The organism is Streptomyces sp. WG7, from assembly GCF_049975785.1.
Lineage (GTDB): Bacteria > Actinomycetota > Actinomycetes > Streptomycetales > Streptomycetaceae > Streptomyces.
Map to the genome: position 1 here is coordinate 1 of NZ_JBNGGE010000050.1, position 16975 is coordinate 16975.

The following is a 16975-nucleotide window of genomic DNA, read 5'->3' on the forward strand; positions in this document are numbered from 1 at the left end:
CGGCCCGCGGTACGAGTGGAGCGAGTAACTCCCACTCCCGATCGGTGAGTTCATGGCGACGTATCACGCCGCCATGATCCACGAACCTGATGATCTTTGAAGACGGACCCTAGTAGTGCTTCGTTACGTTGAGTGATCTCGGCTGGTGATGGGCAGCCTTTCAGGGTGAAGCTGGGGGAAGTGGAGCGGCTCCGGGGTGAGTTGGCGGAGTTCGTTGCCGATGCGTTCGGGTCGTTGCCGCGGCGGGATCAGCGGCGGTGGGGCGAGTGTTACCTGCGGGGCCTGATGCTCGACGGCCGGCGGAAGTCGGTCCAGCCGATGGCCGAGGGTCTGCCGGACGGGAACATGCAGGCCCTGCAGCAGTTCGTGAACCAGTCGCCGTGGGATCCGCTGCCGGTCAGGAAGCGGATCGCCGAGCGTCTCACCGAGGCGGTCACACCCGAGGTGTGGGTGGTCGACGACGTGTCGTTCCCCAAGTGCGGGCGGGCGTCGGTCGGGGTGGCCCGGCAGTACTGCGGCGCAGTTGGTAAGCGGGCGAACTGCCAGGTCGCGGTCAGCGTCCATGCCGCTACCGACACTGCCTCGTGCCCGTTGGAGTGGCAGTTGTATCTGCCGCGGGAGTGGACGGACGAGCCGGACCGCTGCCGCCGCGCAGGAGTCCCCGACGACGTCGTCCACCAGGAGAAGTGGCGGCTTGCGCTCGGCCTTCTCGACGCGCTCGCCGACTGGCAGCTGAAGGCGCCGGTCGTGGTCGCCGATGCCGGCTACGGCGTCAGCACACCGTTTCGGATCGGCCTCGAGGAACGAGGACTGTCCTACGTCGTCGCGCTGACCGGCAAGGAGGTCGCCCACCCCGAGGGCATCGAGCCGCACCATCCGGCATACGGCGGGCTCGGTCCGCCCACGCTGCCCCGCTATCGAACCCCACCACGAGCCATCTCCACCCTCGCGGCCGAGTCCGACGCGGCCCGGTTCACCGAGGTGACCTGGCGCCAGGGCAGCAAAGGCGCGATGACCTCACGGTTCGCGGTCCTGACCATCCGGCCTGCGGGCAAGCAGTCCGTGGCCGCTGCCCAGGAGGCGGGCGGCGGCCGCAACCGATGGGACGGCGTCCTGCCCACCCAGACGCTCCTGGTCGAACGGCCGGACAGCCACGACGCTCCCACGGGCTACTGGATATCGAACCTGCCCGCTTCGACCCCGGTCGCCGACCTGGTGCGGTGGGCGAAGATGCGCTGGCGGATCGAGCACGACTACCGCGAGCTCAAGCACGGCCTGGGCCTGGACCACTTCGAGGGCCGCACCTGGCGCGGCTGGCACCACCACGTCACCCTCGTCTCCGCCGCCCAGGCGTTCCTCACCTTCAGGAGGCTCGACCCAAAAGTCCGCACACCGGCCTGACCCTCTACCAGGTCCTCGACGCTCTACAGGACCTGCTGAGGTGCTGGACCGGTGCCTGCACCACCTGCGGGCGCCCCCTGCCCGCCCGACGAAGCCGCCGCAGACAGCGAAGAACCTAACGAAGCACTACTAAGGCGTGTCCGGCGGATCATTGACTGTCGGATTGGGCTCCCATCCCGACCACCACCCAGGCAAGGCCGCGCGGTCGGGTCCCAGAGCGTCCAGGCCGTTCGTAGAGTGGCGCGCTCCACCTTGACGCCCTGAACCACGACCACTCCACGGTGTGTAGGTCGAAGGCGGACGGCTGGGAGCCGGGGCGAGTGGTGGGCGGGGGTGGATTCGGATGTGCACTATCCACGGGCGGCGAAGTAGGCGAGCAGCCCCGCTCCGACTCCCAGGACAACCAGCTGCACGAGGCCAGGAACACGCCATCCCAAGGCAAGGAGACCACCGCCAGTGACGAGAGCACCGGCGGCCAGGAGCCACATTCCTCGAAGTGCTTCTTTGGGTGCGCTGGGCGGATTGCCACCGTTGTAGTTGTCGGCCCAGCTGGACATCCCGTATTGGATGATCACTAGCCAGGCGATGACCATCAGGTCGATAACGAGCAGGGCCAAGCTCACCCCAACCTGCTCGCCGATCGACGGTTCACCCCCGGGCCTCATAACGACCACCGAACTGTTCTCAGGTGACAGCCTGTTGCTCGCATGCCCCTCAGCATGCTGTTGTGGCGGGCACCACACATGAGCACAGGTACTCAGACCCCGGCCACTTTCTAGTGCGAACCAAGGAAGCACTACGGCCCCCACCCCCGGGCACGACGAAGAGGGCCCGCCAGCCACCACTGCGAGCGGGCCCTTCAGTTGGCCAGGAGGGCGCCCCCCGTCAGTCGACGTCCAGGAGGACGGCGGTCACAAACGCCTCCGCCTGCTCCTCCGACCACTTCCCATACGGCACGCTGGCCTGCGTCAGCGAGTGCCGCAGACAGAGCGCCGCTTCCTTCAGGGGCACCGGCTGCTTGTCGCCCTCGTCCGCCGCCTCCTGGAGCGCGTGCCGGGCGACGTACACGGCCGTCTGTGAGTCCACAGAGTGAACCCACTTCAGTGCCGTGATCACGTCTACGTACAGGTCAGTCCAGCGCAGCTTGTCCACGCCGAACTGCTGTCCGTGGTGACGCAAGTTGAGCGCCAGGGCATGGCGGATAGCTCCGGTAACACCCGCAGGTAAGTCACTCACGAAGACTCCTCAGTACTCGATTGGGTGGGGCTGGCCATGACTCCTCGCCCCGGACGACCGTGCGAGACATGCTCGCCTCAGGATCGTTCTCTTCCGGCCGCCCGGCCCGTCGCACCTCTCGCACCTGTGCGATGTCCAGCCGTCAGCCGCTCTACGGTTCACTCCGGCTCCTACCCCGCCTCAGGGACCATCTGCGGCGGGGAGCCGGGGCCGACTCCAGCGCGGGCCGCAGCGCTGCGTGAAAGGCGTCCAGGGCCCGCGTCATCCGGTCGTCGTCCCCGTGGCTCTCCACCGCTGCCGTGAACACCGCGTCCGCCGCGGCCGCGAGCCCGGGCTCCTCACGCCGGAGCAGGGGTGCGACAGCTGCCCCGAGTCGGCTCAGGGGCGCGGCCAGACCTGCCGTCGATGCCTTGGTATCCCGGTCCCAACGATCCACAACCCGATCCGCCGCACTGAAGAAAGCCAGGCCCCTGGGGACCCCGCCCCTGTCCGTCAGGGCCGCGGCCAGCATTCCCCGCTGCAGCCAATCCAGCGCGAGACGGCCCCTGGCACCCCAGCCCGCGAAGAGCCGATCGTGCATGCCTCCCACGACCTTCAGCGCAAGCACCGCCGCCACCAGCTCGTCCGCCTGGGCCTCAAGGGTTGCACGGTCCGCCGCGGCATCCTTGCGGGCCTCTGCCTTCCTGGTGCGCCGGCCGTTGTCCCATCCGCCGATGAACACCAACGCGACGGCGCCGACGGCACTGCCCGCCATGGTGAGTAGTTCGCTGTTCACGTCGATCACGACACCGCAGCGGCCCGGCAGGTTCCCGCCGGACCGGTCCTGTCCAACTTCGAGCGCAAGCCCCCCAATAGGTGAAGGGAGGTGATCACCATGGTGAGGTGCGGTACCTGCCGCCACCCCGGCGCGCACGCCGTCGTCGTCCCCCGTGAGGGCTGGCCGGACCGGTGCGCGGACTGCCCCCGCTGCGAAGCGGAGGCACGCGCCGAACGAGAGCAAGGCGAGTAATCCGACCCCAAGGCGTCAGTGACGGGTGATCGCTGGCCCCCGGGGCGGTCTCGTACCTCTCGCACTGTGCGAGGGATATCACCGCAGGTACCTGACGGGTCAGCCCGTCTGCGCCTGGGCACTGCGGAGGGCCGCTGTGGGCCTGCTCATTCGCCCACCGCCACGGAGGCCGGGGCCGTCGCATCGTCGTGCTCGCGCAGCATCCGCAGGACGGTCGCGGGGGAAGGGTGCTGCCCCTTCTTCTTGCCGGTGGTGATGACGAGCCGGGCCGCGATTTCGCGCAGGCTCATCTCCTGCTCACGCAGGTGCAGGGCCATGGACAGCATCCCGTCGTCGGTGACGCTGGCCCCGCCGATCGACTTGCCCCGCCGGCGGGCCGACTCGTGGCCTTCGAGGGTGCGGTCGCGGATGTACTCGCGTTCCATGCCGGACAGCGCTGCGAGCACGGTGAAGACGATGCCCGAGGGGTCGTGCGAGCCCTTCAGTTCGCCAGTCAGGAACTCCAGGCCGACGTCCCCGGCCTTGAGGTCCTCGGCGAGCGTCGCCAGCTCGATGCCGCGACCGAGCCGCTTGTGCTCGTGGACGACGAGCGTGACGCGGACGCCGGAGGCGCGAAGTTCGCGGGCGAGGGTGACGGCCTTCTCCAGCTCCGGCCGCTGGGTGGCGCGGGTGGAGATCTTCTCCGAGAAGACGCGGCTGACGCCGTTGGCGGCGAGGGAGTCGAGCTGGGTGTCCAGCGACTGGCGGGCGGTGGAGGCGCGAGCGTAGCCGATGCGGACGTGCCCGGCCGGTTCGCCGCCGGCGCTCGCCGGGCGCGGGAGCTCCACCCAGGCGGTGCCCGGCTTGCGGACGGCGGGGGTGGGGACGTTCAGTGTCTTGGCCAGTGAGGGCACCAGCCGGAAGCGGGCGGTGTGGTACTGCACGGCGACCCGTCCCTTGGTGGTGCGGCAGGGCGAGCCCGCCGGGACGGCGCAGGTGGACATGGGACAGTCATGCGCCTCAACGCGCTGGTAGTCGTCGTCGCTCACGCAATCATTGTTTCATGTGTCTGTTTCATAGGTCGTTTGCAACGACTTATGAAACAGAATCACCCCAGCTTGATCGACCACGGGGCAGGTGTTTCATAGGCGACCACCTATGAAAACAGGCCCTGGCGGGAACAAACCGTCTCCCACGGGCACCACCTACCGGTGGACCTCCCGGCGGATCAGTCGGTGGCCCGTACGCCCTTCCAGCCGGGTCCGAGTCCCGCGCCGGCGCGGCCGTCCGGAGCGCGGTACGGGCACCTCAACAACGTCCTCGGCGGTGGCCGGGGCGAGTCGGCGGCGCAGCGCGGCGGTGGCGGCCGGGACCGCCGCGAGGGCTCGCGCGGCCTCCGGGTCGATCGCCGCCAGGGCCTCGGCGAGCATGTCGATGGAGTCGGCCACGTCCTCGACCGCGCCCGCGCTCCATGGCATCGGCGACTGGCTTCGTTCATCTCCTGGGGCACCACTGCCGAACAAAGCCAGGCGACACCATGTCGACCAGCTCACACACCGCGTCGGCGACCGCCGCCGCCCGTTCCTCGACTCGCGGCCGCGGCTCCTGGCTCAGCTCCATGTCCCACCCAAACGATCGCGTGCCGCCGCCGGATACCGACGCACGGCGAAGGGCCCGCGCAGGTGAGCGCGGGCCTTCATATCGTTCCGGACGGAACGGAGCTGCAGGATCTGCCGGGCCGCCTACCACCCGCCACCGCGCGGCAGCGCCCGCCGGGAGGTGCCCGGCCGGGGCCAGCCAGCGCGGGGATGGGGCCAGCCCCGATGTCCGTGTCTGATCAGCGACGCAGGGAGATCATCCTGCGGGCGATGTCGTACGCCATGACCGCAATGCTGAGCACTACGAGCGAGACCACTTGGACCGGGTCAGTGGGTGCGTGGCCTGCTCCTATAGAGGCGGCAACGGCACTACTTCCCACTACTGCGGTCGTTCCGCTCATGCTGGGTACGGTCAGGGACAGGTTGATGCGACGTCGGCGGTTGCCTTCAGCACTCCCATTCTTCTGGCTCCTTTCCTCATGTGGCTCGCTACTCTGCTGCTGGTCCGTGCGATGCTGGAACTTCACGTGCTCTCCTCGGCACTGCTGGGTGTCAGGGGGGTGCTGGCCCGTCGTTACCCCTGTGGTCTCGTAGCTACTTGGGGCGGCGGGCCACTTTCGTTACAGCACCCTGTCCTCTTGTTCACCCCGGTTGTCTTTCACGGTCTGGAAGCCGATGGGCCGTCCATCGGTGCGTCCCAGCCCGGCGTGGTCCAGGAGAGTTGTCATGCCAACCATGGTCGCCAAGGCGATGACCACTGTGGGTAGAAGCACAGCACTGAGTTCCATAGCTCCAGAGAGGATTCCTGTGGCGAACGCAGTGGCCATGCTGACTGCACTGGAGGCCACAACGTTGCTGACCGTCAGTCCCGAACTCCGCTTCCGACTGCGGCGGACGCCGGACAGCTTAATTGAGACTGACGCCCCAGAATTGAACTTCCCTGCTGGTGAAACAGTGGATTGCCTATCGGCGGACCTCGGCCTAGCAATGCCCCTACCGCCCGACAACCGAGAAGTCGCTGACTCTGCCTCAGTAACGATACGACTGGGTTTCTCCGCCTCAATGATCCTGCGGAGCTCACTCCCCTCCCTGATGATCAAGTCCAAGCGACGGTTGCGCTCCTCTTGGCTCTCCTCATAGGGAGTCGGAGTGGCGAAGAACTCCTTGAAATCATCCTCTTCTGATTCGGACCAGGGCTCATCGAAGTCCCCAGTGCCCTCGTCGCTGATTTGAAGATGAACGACGGGACCGAGTTCCGGCACGCAAAAGGAGTCGCTTTCAAGTGAGATCTCCTCATCCAGCTGCTGGTCCCTTGGGGTTTCGTGGGTCATTCCCCTACCCCCTTCTCCATCTGCTCTCGAATCTTGCGGGCTTTTGCTCGGCCTCGACTAGTATGAGTCCTTTCGGTCCCTACATCGATCCCTTTGATCTCTGCTCGTTCGCAAGTCGGAATATCCTGCATCGCCATCTGAAGACTCCGGCTGTGTTGCTCTGGAAGCTGGTGAACAATCTCCGCGTACTCTTTCAGCTCGTACGCTCGTTCAGGGTCTTGGGCAAACAAGCGGTCATACATCAGGAAGAAATTAGGTTCACGCGCGATCCTCTCGCGCAACCTACGCCTTCGTTCTGCTTTTTTATTCACGTCAAGGCAAAGGCGTTGGAGGCAGCCAAAGAAGGATCGACGCATATGATCCTTGCTTTCGTACTTTCTCCACATAGCCCACACAAGCGCCAACGCATCATTCGTTACTTCCAAAGCGTCTTGCTTATCCAGTCTGTAGCGTCTCATGCAGTACCCCACAGCATTACCAGTCCAAGCGTCTGCAAATTTCCTGAACTCCATCTCCTGATCTGATTCCGGATCCTGACCTGAACGTGGCTCGACGGCTGGGTTCGTCACGAGCCCTCGCCCTCTGCACTGATCATCAGCGCCTCTCCCGTTCATGCCCGAGGCCCTGCTGGCCCCGCGCTCGACACCCCTACTTGGGAGCCCGAGGGCACTTCGTGACACCACTCCTCGATCTTTTTTGACGAGACCTGCCGCGAACAGCCCGCCCGCGCCCGCGGCCGCGTCGGCGGACGCCCCACCGTCGCCACCGAGGAAGTCATCCGGGCCGCCCGCGACCTGCTGCCCGACCCAGGCCGCTCGATCACCTCGATCGCCAAGCTCCTCGGCGTCTCCCCGGGCACCCTCTACAACCACATCCCCGACCTGCGGGACCTACGCGCTGGCGGCGTACCCCGCCGGTGAGAAGGTCAGGGAAGGCCTGACAACTCATTGCGGGAGCTTCGTTGTGCCCGGGTTCAGGAAGCGGTCGGTACGCGCAGGTCGCGCAGCATCACCGAGAAGTTCGGGGAGTCGGGGAACGGCTGCCGGTTGCCGATCTTCCGGTAGCCCCACGTCTCGTAGAGCGCCTCCACCTTGGGGTGGTCAGGGTCCACCAGGAGCACTGCCAGGGCCTCCGGCCGGTCCTCGAGGAGGGCGGCGTGCAGCCGCTCGGCGGTCCCGGTCTTCCGCCAGGCCGGGCGTACCATCAGCTCCGACACCGAGAACGTGGATTCGTCCGCCGGCGGCTCGCTCAGGTGCTCGCGCCACCACTCCCGACCTGCGGTCGCCGGGGCGCCGTACGCGAACCCGACCGGCTCGTTGTCGTCGTAGCCGATCAAGCAGGCGAATCCGGGATGGCCGCCCCAGTGGTCCACGAACCAGGAGAAGCGCTGGTTGAACTCGTCGTCCATCTCGTCGGCGTAGGCGTCTGCGTGCACGTCCAGGAGGGTCTGCCGGATGACCGGCAGGTTCTCGTGGCCGAAGCGGCGGAGGTCAACGGCTGTGGTGGTCAAGAGCTGCTCCATAGGGTCCGGTAGCGGTCCATCCACTCGTGCGCGATGTGGGCGGAGGGAGCGCGGGCGATCAGGTCACGCTGGAAGTCGCCGAGGAGCAGCCGCATCCGTCCGGGCAGCGGCGTGCCCGCCATGATCTCGAAGACCTGGCCGCTGGTCGCGCACGCCTGCTCTACGTCGTCCTGGTGCAGTTGCGTGAGGGCGAGCCGGGCCGTGGTGTATGCGCGGTTGCGCCGGTAGGTCTCCGGCAGGGCGGCGAGCGCCCGGTGGGAGGCGGCCTCCGCCTGCGCCGGCTGTCCCACGACGTCCTGCACGATCGCGGTCAGGCAGTACAGCTCCGCCGGACTGTAGAAGGCGATCCAGGTGGCCCGCGGCTGGGCCAGGTCCGCCTTTGCCAGGGCGTCTTCGGCGCGTGCGAGGCAGGCCAGCGCCGCGCGGTCCTCACCGTTGTGTGCGAGGCCGACAGCGGTCCGGGCGTGAGCGAGGGAGGCGTGCAGCGGGCTGCGCCGGGCGACGGCCGTGGCCTGGGCGGCCTGCGCGGAGGCCACCGCTTCGCGGTAGTTGCGGCGCTGACGGGCAAGCATCGCCCGCAGGTTCCACACCTGCATCGCCATCTCGGAGTCCTGGGCCAGGCCCGCGAGCGTGAGCGCCCGGTCCAGGTGGCGGCCGGCTCCGTCGAGCTGTCCGGCGTCGATCAGGGACCACGCCGCCGTCGCGGTGAAGTCGGAGGCGAGCGCGAACAGGCGTTGCCGGACGCGTTGGGTGGCGGACTGCTTCTGCAGTCTCAGCGCCTCGGCGGCACCGTCGAGGGCGGCTTGCTCCAGGCCGTGCCCGCCGCGTTCGGCATCCAGGGCGACCAGGTGCTCAACTTCGTCGCGCAGCCGGATCACGTCGGAGGTGCCGACACGGGAGGGCCGGGCGGAGGCGACAGGGGCGAGGGGGATGGCGGCGGCGGCCGCGGTGCCGGCGGCCGCGCCGAAGAACTGGCGACGGCGCACGTCAGGGTCCTCCGGTAGTGCTGGAACGGGTGTGGACTTCCCCCGGGGCACGAATCCCAGGGCCGTCACGGGCAGACCGGTGACGATCTCCAGGCCCCGGCGCTGGCGGTCTTGCGGCCACCGGTTCTCCCCGGACAGCCAGCGGAACACCGTGCGCTCCGACGTCGTGCCGCGGCGGCCGGCGAAGGAGGCGATGGCTGTGTTGACCGCGTCGGCAAGCTCCCCCTTGGCCATCCTGTGTTCCGCCATCCAGGCGGCTAACGCCTCGTTTCTGGTCTTGGCCACGACAGCACGGTAGGGCGTGCGCCCGGCTGGCGGCAGGTCACGGGAGAGTCAATTCGTCAGCCACCCTGTGGCGGGCCCGGACAACTTCGTCATGCACGCCCCACGGTGACGGGCGGTTAGCTGTCGTGTACGGCCCCGCCGCGCCCTCCCCCGTGGGGCACGGCGGGGCACCGACTTCCGACCCCCTGCTGAGGCAGCGATGACCAGCGCAGGAATCCCCCAGGAGAAGGCCACCGTCCCGGCCGTCCCGGGCCCCGCCGCAGCCGTGCTGTACGTCTGTGCCGACCGCGGCACCCTGATGCCCGGCCTGGCCGCCGAACGCGCGAATGAGGAAGGTCATGCCTTCGCGCGGCGCCGCGGCCTGACGATCACCGAAGTGGTCACCGACGAGTTCGGCGAGCCCGATCCCGGCCGCCGCGCTGGGTGGCAGCGGGTACGCGACCTGGCGGAGGCCGGCGCCATCGCCACCGTGCTCGTCCGCTGGCCCGCCGGCATCGCCCCGGAGGGCGCGCACGAGCTCCGGCACCGTGAGATCGCCTGGCTCCAGGAGCTCGGCGTGCGCGTGCGCTACACCTGGGCGCCGCTGGCCTCGTCGAACGGTGAAACCCGGTGAGCCGCCGCATGCTCCATCGCGATCACCCTCGGATCGGCCGGGACGTCATGGACACCCCAACCGGCCACCGCGGAACCCTGCGTGCCATCGCCCCCGACGACACTCCGCGCCCGGCGGCCCGGCTGAAGCCGCCGGCCGCGCTTCTAGCGGTCGCCGGCCAGGGTGTCGGGCTGCGCCAGACATACCGCCGTGTGCTCCAGCCCCACGCTGTGGGAGCCCTTGACCAGGACGACGTCCCCCGGCTGGATCAGGCCGCGGGCCAGAGCCAGGGCATGGTCCCGGTCGCCGGCGTTGACCACGTGCATCTGCGGGTTGCCCTCCTGGGCGGCGGAGGCCATCGTCCGCGCGTCCTCGTCGCCGACGGCGATCAGCACATCGATGTAGGCGGCGGCGAGCCGACCGACCTGGCGGTGTTCGTCGCTGCTGTCGGCGCCCAGTTCCTTCATCTCGCCCAGGACAGCAACGGTCCGGTGCCCGTCTGCCATGGCCTCAATGGCCGCGAACGCTGCCTTCATCGAGTCGGGGTTCGCATTGAACGCATCGTTGACAATCCGCACTCCGTCACCCCGGTCGGTGACTTCCATGCGCCCCGACGCCACCAGGACCGCGCGGGACAGGGCGGCGGCCGTCTTCTCCACGCCGACGCCCAGCCCGATCGCGACGGCGGCCGCGGCCAGCGCGTTCGAGACGTGGTGCGCGCCGTGAAGGGCCAGGTCGACCCGCGCGTGGGCATCAGCGGCCGTCAGGGTGAACGAGGCCCGTCCCGAGGTGTCGAGGGCGACGTTCACGGCCCTCACGTCGGCACCGTTGCCGGTACCGAAGGTCAGCACCCGGGCCCGGGTCCGCGACGCCATGGCGGCGACCAGCGGGTTATCGGCGTTGAGGACCGCCAGTCCGTCCGCGGGGAGTGCCTCGACGAGTTCGCCCTTGGCCTTCGCGATCTGCTCGCGCCCGCCGAACTCGCCGACGTGGGCGGTGCCCACGTTGAGCACCAGGCCGACCGTGGGCGGGGCGATCCGCGTCAGGTGGGTGATGTGGCCGATCCCGCGGGCGCCCATCTCCAGCACGAGGTGGCGGACCCCGTTGTCCAGGTGGGTCACCGTCAGCGGCATGCCGATCTCGCCGTTGAACGACTTCACGGTGGCGACCGTCTCCCCGCGCTCGGGCAGCACCTGGGCGATCAGGTCCTTCGTGCTGGTCTTGCCCGCCGAGCCGGTCAGCCCGATGACCGTGACGTCGGGGACGGCGGCCAGCACGGTGCGGGCCAGTGCGGCGAGCGCGTCCAGTACGTCCTCGACGACGACGGCCGGGACACCGACCGGATGGGTGGCCAGGACGGCCACCGCACCGGCTTTCACCGCGTTCGCCGCGAAAGCGTGCCCATCGGTGTGCTCACCGGGCAGCGCCGCGAACAGGCCGCCGGGTTCGACCTCGCGCGAGTCGACGACCGCGGGCGCGGTCATCAGCGCGGACGGGTCCGCCACGTCGCACAGGCGGCCGCCGACAGCGGACGCGACGGCTTCGAGAGACAGGGGGATCACGAAACGAACTCCGCATCAGCAGGGCTTGCCCGGCACGGCCAACAGCCCGCCGGTTCGGTTCCTCGACCGTAGCGCCTTGACGGGCCGGCGCCTCCGCGACCGGCCAGAAGACCCACGAACAGGAGCACCATCTGATGACGCAGTCTCTTCGCCCCGGCCGGATCGCTGTCGTCTCCGGCGGCAGGTCCACCGAGCGGGAGCGGTCCCTGATGTCGGGCCGCGCTGCCTTGGAGTCCCTCGACCGGCAGGGGTACACCACGGTGTTCCTCGACGCCGCGAGCAAAGACTTCTCCGACCAGGTCCGCAGCTCCGATGTTGCGTTTCTGGCCATCGCCGGGCAGTACGCCGAGGACGGCAAGCTCCAGGGCTTACTGGAGACCCTGACCATCCCCTACACCGGGTCAGGCGTCACCGCGTCCGCCATCGGCATGCACAAGACCCTCGCCAAGACCGTCGTGGCCGCCGCCGGAGTGGCGGTCCTGCCCTCCGCCCACGTCCCGGCCCGCGACCGCGACACGATCACCCGGGCCCTCACCGACGCCATCGCCTTCCCACTGATCCTCAAGCCGCTGTCCGAAGGCGGCTCGATCGGTATGAGCGTCTGCCACGACACCGCCGAACTCACCGCGGCCCTGTCCACGGTGAACGCCAGCGACGGCTGGTTCGCGGAGCCCTTCACCACGGGCACACCGGTGACCTGCGCAATCCTGGAGGTAGACGGCTCGCCCGTGGCTCTGCCACCGCTGGAGACACTGCCCACCGACGCCGAGTTCTACGACTACGCCACCAAGCGCGACAAGACCAAGTACCGCTACCGGTGCCCGGCCGAACTCCCCAGCGCCACACTCGACGCGATCACCACCGCTGCACTCACCGCGCACAGCGCCCTGGCCTGCACCGGATACTCCCGCTCCGATTTCATCGTCACTGCCGACGGCAGCCCGTACTGGCTGGAGATCAACACCCTGCCCGGCCTCTCCCACACCGGGAACCTCGCCACCACGGCGGCCGCGGCCGGCATCGACTACGACCAGCTCATCCGCACGATCCTCGCCACCGCCACCACCCGAGAGGGGTACCAGCCGTGACCGAGCTGACCGCCTGCGACATCGAGGAAGCCGCCGCCAACCTCCAGCCGGTCGTCGCCCGCACCCCGTCCCTGTCCGCGCTCTCCCTCGACCAGGCCGCAGGCTGGCCGGTGGTGTGCAAGGCGGAGAGCCTCCAGCGCACCGGCTCCTTCAAGTTCCGCGGCGCCTACCATCACGCCTCATCCCTCCCCACCACAGCACGTGCCCACGGTCTGATCGGCGCATCCTCCGGCAACCACGCCCAGGCCCTGGCCCTGACCGGCAGGCTCCTCGAAGTACCGGCCACGGTCGTCATCCCCGCCGACGCCCCGACCCCGAAGGTCGAAGGCATCCGCGCCCTGGGCGGCAGGGTCGTCACCTACCGGCGGGACTCCGACAACCGCGACGCCCTCGTGGCCGAGATCGCCGCCCGGGACGGCCTGGCCGTCGTCCCCTCGGCGAACTCCCGGCACATCATGGCCGGCGCCGGGACCGCCACCCTGGAACTCCTCACCGACCACCCCGAAATCGAGACCCTCGTGGTCCCCGTCGGCGGCGGCGGCCTCGCCGCCGGAACCGCCACCATCGCCAAGCACCTGAACCCCGGCATCAAAGTCATCGGCGTGGAACCCCAGGAAGGAGCCGACACCCTGCTCTCGATGCGCTGCGGCCAGCGCATCGCCCTGCCCGACGTCCCCGCCACCATCGCCGACGGCCTCGGGCACACCAGCCCCTCGCCCCTGACCTGGGCCGTCAACTCACGTCTCCTCGACGCCGTCGTGACCGTGACCGAGAAGGACATCACAGACGCCATGGCCTTCGCCTTCCGGCACCTGAAAGTCGTCGCCGAACCCAGCGGCGCCTGCGCCCTGGCCGCCGTCCTCGGCGGCCTCATCCCCCATGAGTCGGGGATGATCGGGGTGGTGATCTCCGGCGGCGGCGTGGACCTGCCCACCTTCCACCGGCTGATCAGCCAGGCCACCCGCCGGAAGGAACCCGCCCGTGCCTGACGACCACCCGTTCCCCACGATCACGCAGTACGCCAGCCCGGACCTGATCCACGCCTTCGCCTACGAGGGCCGCGCCCACGACGACGACCCGAGATGGGAAGAGTTCGGCGCCCCCGACCTCGCCACCTACGGCCGATGGGCCGGCCACGCGTGCGGCATCGCCTGCCTGCGCATGGCTCTCCTCGCCCGCACCGGAGAGGCACCAACCATGTTCGAACTCCTCGAGGGCGCCAGAAAGTACGGGGCGTACACCGAGGACCCGAACACCGGAGCCATCCGTGGCCTGATCTACGCCCCCTTCGTCCAGTACGTGCGCGACGTCCACGCCCTGGACGCCGAGGTGTACCGGACCCTGACCGTGCCCGACCTCCTCGCCCTGCTCGACAGCGGGCGCCTCGCGATGGCCTCGGTACACAAGGAAATCCGCCGCCCCGAGAACCCCGCCCCCGGCAAGGGCGGCCACCTCGTGCTCGTCACCGGCCGCCAGGGCGACACAGTGCACTTCCGCAACCCATCCGGCCACACGGACCACGCCCGTACCGCGAGCCTGCCCGTCGCGACGTTCGCCGAGTTCTTCGGTGGCCGGGGAGTATCCCTGACTTGACCACTTACGAGGACTCCACCGTCGAACGAGAATGGCGCTCACCCCACCTGCTGCCCGGGGTGAGCGCTATCGCACGTCACGCCGTTTCAGCACACCGCACCGGCTGCCTCGTAGATCAGCTTTGGTCGTCTGACCGCATGCCGCGCACGACGAGGGCCGCCCGGACAACCCGGGCGGCCTTCGTGCGGTATCGGCCTTGGGGTGGCGGTCGTGCTGCTATGGGGTCCGGTAGCGGTCGTGGAGGATCTTGACCGTATCGGTCCACGCACTGTCGGCCTGCGAGGGCAGGTGGTGGCCAGCGTGGTCAGCGAGCTGCTGGTAGACCGGGTGCATGGTCCCCGTGTCCGTGGTGATCAGCGCCGTGAGCAGGGCCGGACGCTGGGGTTTCGCACTGCGGGGGCGCGCAGTGGGCCCGACCCGGCGCAGCACCTGCACCTGATCGGATTCCGTCAGCTCGCCCAGGCCCTTGACCTGGGCACACAAGTCGGTGAGCGGTACGGTCTCGCCCATCCGGGCCGCGTGCTCCAGAACGTCGCGTACGGCATCGGCGAGGCCGGCCCCGTCGAAGTGCTCCGGGCGGCGCTGCGGGCGGCCACGCGGCGGCTGAGGGGCGCGAGGCACTGGTGCGGGCTCCGGATCCTTCTGCCACTCCTCCACCTGGAAGCGTTGTTCGTCGGTGAGCCAGGCCGAAGCCTTCTCCGCGGCCTGCACGAGCTGGTTGCGCTGGCGGAACGTCACCCCCATGCCATGCGTTCTGTGCTGCGCGAGAACGAGCAGCAGCCCCTCGACCTTCTGCAGGGCGCGCCGCTCCTGGAAGGTCGGTTTCCGCGGAGTCGACACGCCGACTCCGCGTTCCAGCCTCAGCAGCGCGTCGGCAGCCGCCCTGATCAGGTCGTTTTCTTCGGCGGTGGCTCCGCCGCGCGTCACCTCCTCCGCTTGGTTCAGCCAGTGGCGGATCTCCGTGCGGCTACGCCCGACACTGACGGCCTGCTGGAGGGCCGCCATGACGGAGTCACGGTCCTGCGACGGGATGCCGTGTGTCTCGTCGCTGACGGCTCCCGCGGTCGGCCGGCTCTGGGGCGGCGGGGCCTTTTGCGTCCGTACGCCGATGGGCCGCCGCGTGGTGCGCAGCCGGCGGATCTCTGCGACCGCTGGGGTGGTGAGCCCTGAGTCGGTGAGCTCTACCTCGTCCAGGTCGAACCAGTCGGTGGTTCCGCCGTGGCGTTCGGTGCCGACCTGGATCCTGCGGCGGGTGCCGTCGGGGACGAGTTGGATGCGGTTGACGTAGCCCTGCCGCAGCAGCACGTCCGGGTCCGGCGTCATCTCCGGGCCGAGCACCAGCCGGGAAGGGTCTTCTTCCCCCGATGCGGGAGAGCCGGGCAAATCGGAGAGGAGCACCCGAAGGGCGTCGCGACCGGCAGGAGCGAAGAGCACGTCCCGACCGATCGCGCCGTCTCCATCGCGCGAGATGGTGGCGGTGGCGGTGATGTCCTGGCTCGTCAGCCAGTCCAACAGTCCGTGCTTGATGTACAGGTGGTCCGCGCTGGAAACCCCGGATGCCTTGCGGGCGCAGGTGGAGGTGTGCTCGGGATCGGGCCCGTGCGCGAAGTGGCAGGCACGGTCGGTGTACAGCTTGGTGAAGAGCTGGTGGCCACACCCGCCCAGCCACGTCCCGCACCAGTAGGTCTGGCCAGTGTGGCGGGTCCGGAAGTCGTCGAGCTCTATCGCTTCCATCGGAAGGACCACAGGGAGCTCGGAATCGGCGTTGCCGATCACTGCGGTCTGCACGCGGCGTTTGTCCAGGGCCATGCAACCTCCAGCCGTACTGGAGACGAGATCCGCCTCCGGTCGGCACCCGGCCACGCTGCCGGGCGCCCAACTGATTGACGGTACCTCCCGCCACTGACAACGCTGGAGCCGCTAAGCATGGCGTTCGGCCCGTCAGTGTCCTCCTGTCGAGGTACGGCACTCGGTTGTCGGTGCCACGCCGTAGCGTGCGCCCATGAGGTATACGTTCACGCCGCCGGTTCCGGCGGAATAGATCCGGCAGCTGCCCACCCGGGACGTTGCGATCCTTCTCCTGCAGCACCTCGCCGGCGGAACAGGCTTCCTGCAGTACGCAGGAACGATAGGTTCTGCCCGCCAGGCGTTCCAGGACGAACCGGATACTGAGAACCTCGTCGACCGCCTCTCCGATGCCTGGGCCTGGCTGGAAGCACACGCGCTGCTGTCCCGGGTACCCAGTCAGTCGGAAGGTTTCCGTCAACTGTCCCGCGACGGCAGGAATCTGGCGGAGGATCCCGAGGGCGTCACGCGGTTCCAAGCCCGCCAGCGGCTGTCCGGCCACCTCCATCCGGCCCTGGAAGACACAGTGCGCACCAACTTCGACCTGGGCGACTACGAGACCGCGTGTTTCGCCGCGATGAAGGCGGTCGAAGTTGCCGTCCGGGACGCGTCCGGCCTCGACAACTCCCTGGTCGGCGTACCGCTGATGCGCAAGGCGTTCCAAGCGCACCAGAACGGCAAGGTCGGCGGCCCGCTCGCCGACGCCGGAGCCGAAGGCGGTGAGCAAGACGCCGCCTCCTCGCTCTTCGCCGGCGCCATGGGCGCGTATAAGAACCCCGCCAGCCACCGCACCGTCGACTTCGACGATCCCATCGAGGCAGCAGAGATCATCCAGTTCGCCGACCTTCTGCTGCGGCAGGTCGAACGCGCCAAGCGCCGCCAGGCGGCCACGACAACCTAGAACTACGGGCCTCGACCTACCTGGCCTGACCAGGGCAGGAATCAGGC

The 16975-nt window shown here is 68.9% G+C and carries 17 protein-coding genes; 6 read left to right on the forward strand and 11 right to left on the reverse strand.

All coding sequences use genetic code 11. The features are described from left to right. Positions 1-165: 165 nt before the first annotated feature. A complete protein-coding gene (locus ACP4J0_RS32320; RefSeq protein WP_426602274.1) occupies positions 166-1401 on the forward strand; it encodes an IS701 family transposase in 1236 nt (411 codons plus the stop codon). 350 nt (positions 1402-1751) lie between these two features. Here ACP4J0_RS32320 and ACP4J0_RS32325 read toward each other — a convergent pair whose 3' ends face one another. From ACP4J0_RS32325 to ACP4J0_RS32365, 9 genes are all read right to left on the reverse strand, one after another. Further along, positions 1752-2024, reverse strand: coding sequence for a hypothetical protein (locus ACP4J0_RS32325; RefSeq protein WP_426602275.1), 273 nt, complete (start codon positions 2022-2024; stop codon positions 1752-1754). Positions 2025-2286: 262 nt separating this feature from the next. After that, positions 2287-2637 carry a hypothetical protein gene (locus tag ACP4J0_RS32330; protein WP_426602276.1) on the reverse strand — a complete coding sequence of 117 codons (351 nt, stop codon included), beginning with the start codon at positions 2635-2637 and terminating at the stop codon, positions 2287-2289. Positions 2638-2788: 151 nt separating this feature from the next. Continuing rightward, positions 2789-3421, reverse strand: a complete 633-nt coding sequence (locus tag ACP4J0_RS32335; protein WP_426602277.1) for a hypothetical protein — start codon at positions 3419-3421, stop codon at positions 2789-2791. A 371-nt stretch (positions 3422-3792) separates the two neighbouring features. Further along, positions 3793-4674: a recombinase family protein gene (locus ACP4J0_RS32340; protein WP_426602278.1), complete on the reverse strand. Its 882-nt coding sequence runs from the start codon at positions 4672-4674 to the stop codon at positions 3793-3795. A 156-nt stretch (positions 4675-4830) separates the two neighbouring features. Next, on the reverse strand, positions 4831-5103 hold the full coding sequence (locus tag ACP4J0_RS32345) for a hypothetical protein (protein ID WP_426602279.1): 273 nt from the start codon (positions 5101-5103) through the stop codon (positions 4831-4833). Positions 5104-5843: 740 nt separating this feature from the next. Beyond that, positions 5844-6554 carry a hypothetical protein gene (locus ACP4J0_RS32350; protein ID WP_426602280.1) on the reverse strand — a complete coding sequence of 237 codons (711 nt, stop codon included), beginning with the start codon at positions 6552-6554 and terminating at the stop codon, positions 5844-5846. After that, positions 6551-7123, reverse strand: coding sequence for an RNA polymerase sigma factor (locus tag ACP4J0_RS32355; RefSeq protein ID WP_426602281.1), 573 nt, complete (start codon positions 7121-7123; stop codon positions 6551-6553). The genes ACP4J0_RS32350 and ACP4J0_RS32355 overlap by 4 nt, the downstream gene beginning before the upstream one ends. 404 nt (positions 7124-7527) lie before the next feature. After that, positions 7528-8076, reverse strand: a complete 549-nt coding sequence (locus ACP4J0_RS32360; protein ID WP_426602282.1) for an N-acetyltransferase family protein — start codon at positions 8074-8076, stop codon at positions 7528-7530. Next, positions 8061-9347: an XRE family transcriptional regulator gene (locus ACP4J0_RS32365; protein ID WP_426602283.1), complete on the reverse strand. Its 1287-nt coding sequence runs from the start codon at positions 9345-9347 to the stop codon at positions 8061-8063. The genes ACP4J0_RS32360 and ACP4J0_RS32365 overlap by 16 nt, the downstream gene beginning before the upstream one ends. Before the next feature lie 199 nt (positions 9348-9546). Between ACP4J0_RS32365 and ACP4J0_RS32370 the strand changes: the two genes are divergently transcribed. After that, positions 9547-9960, forward strand: coding sequence for a hypothetical protein (locus ACP4J0_RS32370; RefSeq protein WP_426602284.1), 414 nt, complete (start codon positions 9547-9549; stop codon positions 9958-9960). A 143-nt stretch (positions 9961-10103) separates the two neighbouring features. Here ACP4J0_RS32370 and ACP4J0_RS32375 read toward each other — a convergent pair whose 3' ends face one another. After that, entirely contained in the window at positions 10104-11501 is a 1398-nt protein-coding gene (locus ACP4J0_RS32375) for a UDP-N-acetylmuramoyl-tripeptide--D-alanyl-D-alanine ligase (protein ID WP_426602285.1), read from the reverse strand. A 134-nt stretch (positions 11502-11635) separates the two neighbouring features. Between ACP4J0_RS32375 and ACP4J0_RS32380 the strand changes: the two genes are divergently transcribed. Genes ACP4J0_RS32380 through ACP4J0_RS32390 form a run of 3 tightly spaced genes read left to right on the forward strand, consistent with a single transcriptional unit; the run spans position 11636 to position 14182 of the window. After that, positions 11636-12589 (forward strand): D-alanine--D-alanine ligase family protein, encoded by a 954-nt coding sequence (locus ACP4J0_RS32380; protein ID WP_426602286.1) that lies wholly within the window; start codon positions 11636-11638, stop codon positions 12587-12589. Then, positions 12586-13578, forward strand: coding sequence for a threonine/serine dehydratase (locus tag ACP4J0_RS32385; protein WP_426602287.1), 993 nt, complete (start codon positions 12586-12588; stop codon positions 13576-13578). The genes ACP4J0_RS32380 and ACP4J0_RS32385 overlap by 4 nt, the downstream gene beginning before the upstream one ends. Continuing rightward, the gene (locus ACP4J0_RS32390) at positions 13571-14182 is read left to right on the forward strand and encodes a C39 family peptidase (protein WP_426602288.1); all 612 of its coding nucleotides are present in this window, start codon (positions 13571-13573) and stop codon (positions 14180-14182) included. The genes ACP4J0_RS32385 and ACP4J0_RS32390 overlap by 8 nt, the downstream gene beginning before the upstream one ends. A gap of 216 nt (positions 14183-14398) precedes the next feature. Here ACP4J0_RS32390 and ACP4J0_RS32395 read toward each other — a convergent pair whose 3' ends face one another. Beyond that, positions 14399-15991, reverse strand: a complete 1593-nt coding sequence (locus tag ACP4J0_RS32395; protein ID WP_426602289.1) for a hypothetical protein — start codon at positions 15989-15991, stop codon at positions 14399-14401. 526 nt (positions 15992-16517) lie between these two features. On the opposite strand from ACP4J0_RS32395, the gene ACP4J0_RS32400 reads away from it, so the two are divergent. Then, complete coding sequence (locus ACP4J0_RS32400) at positions 16518-16928, forward strand: TIGR02391 family protein (RefSeq protein WP_426602331.1); 411 nt, start codon at positions 16518-16520, stop codon at positions 16926-16928. Positions 16929-16975: the final 47 nt, after the last annotated feature.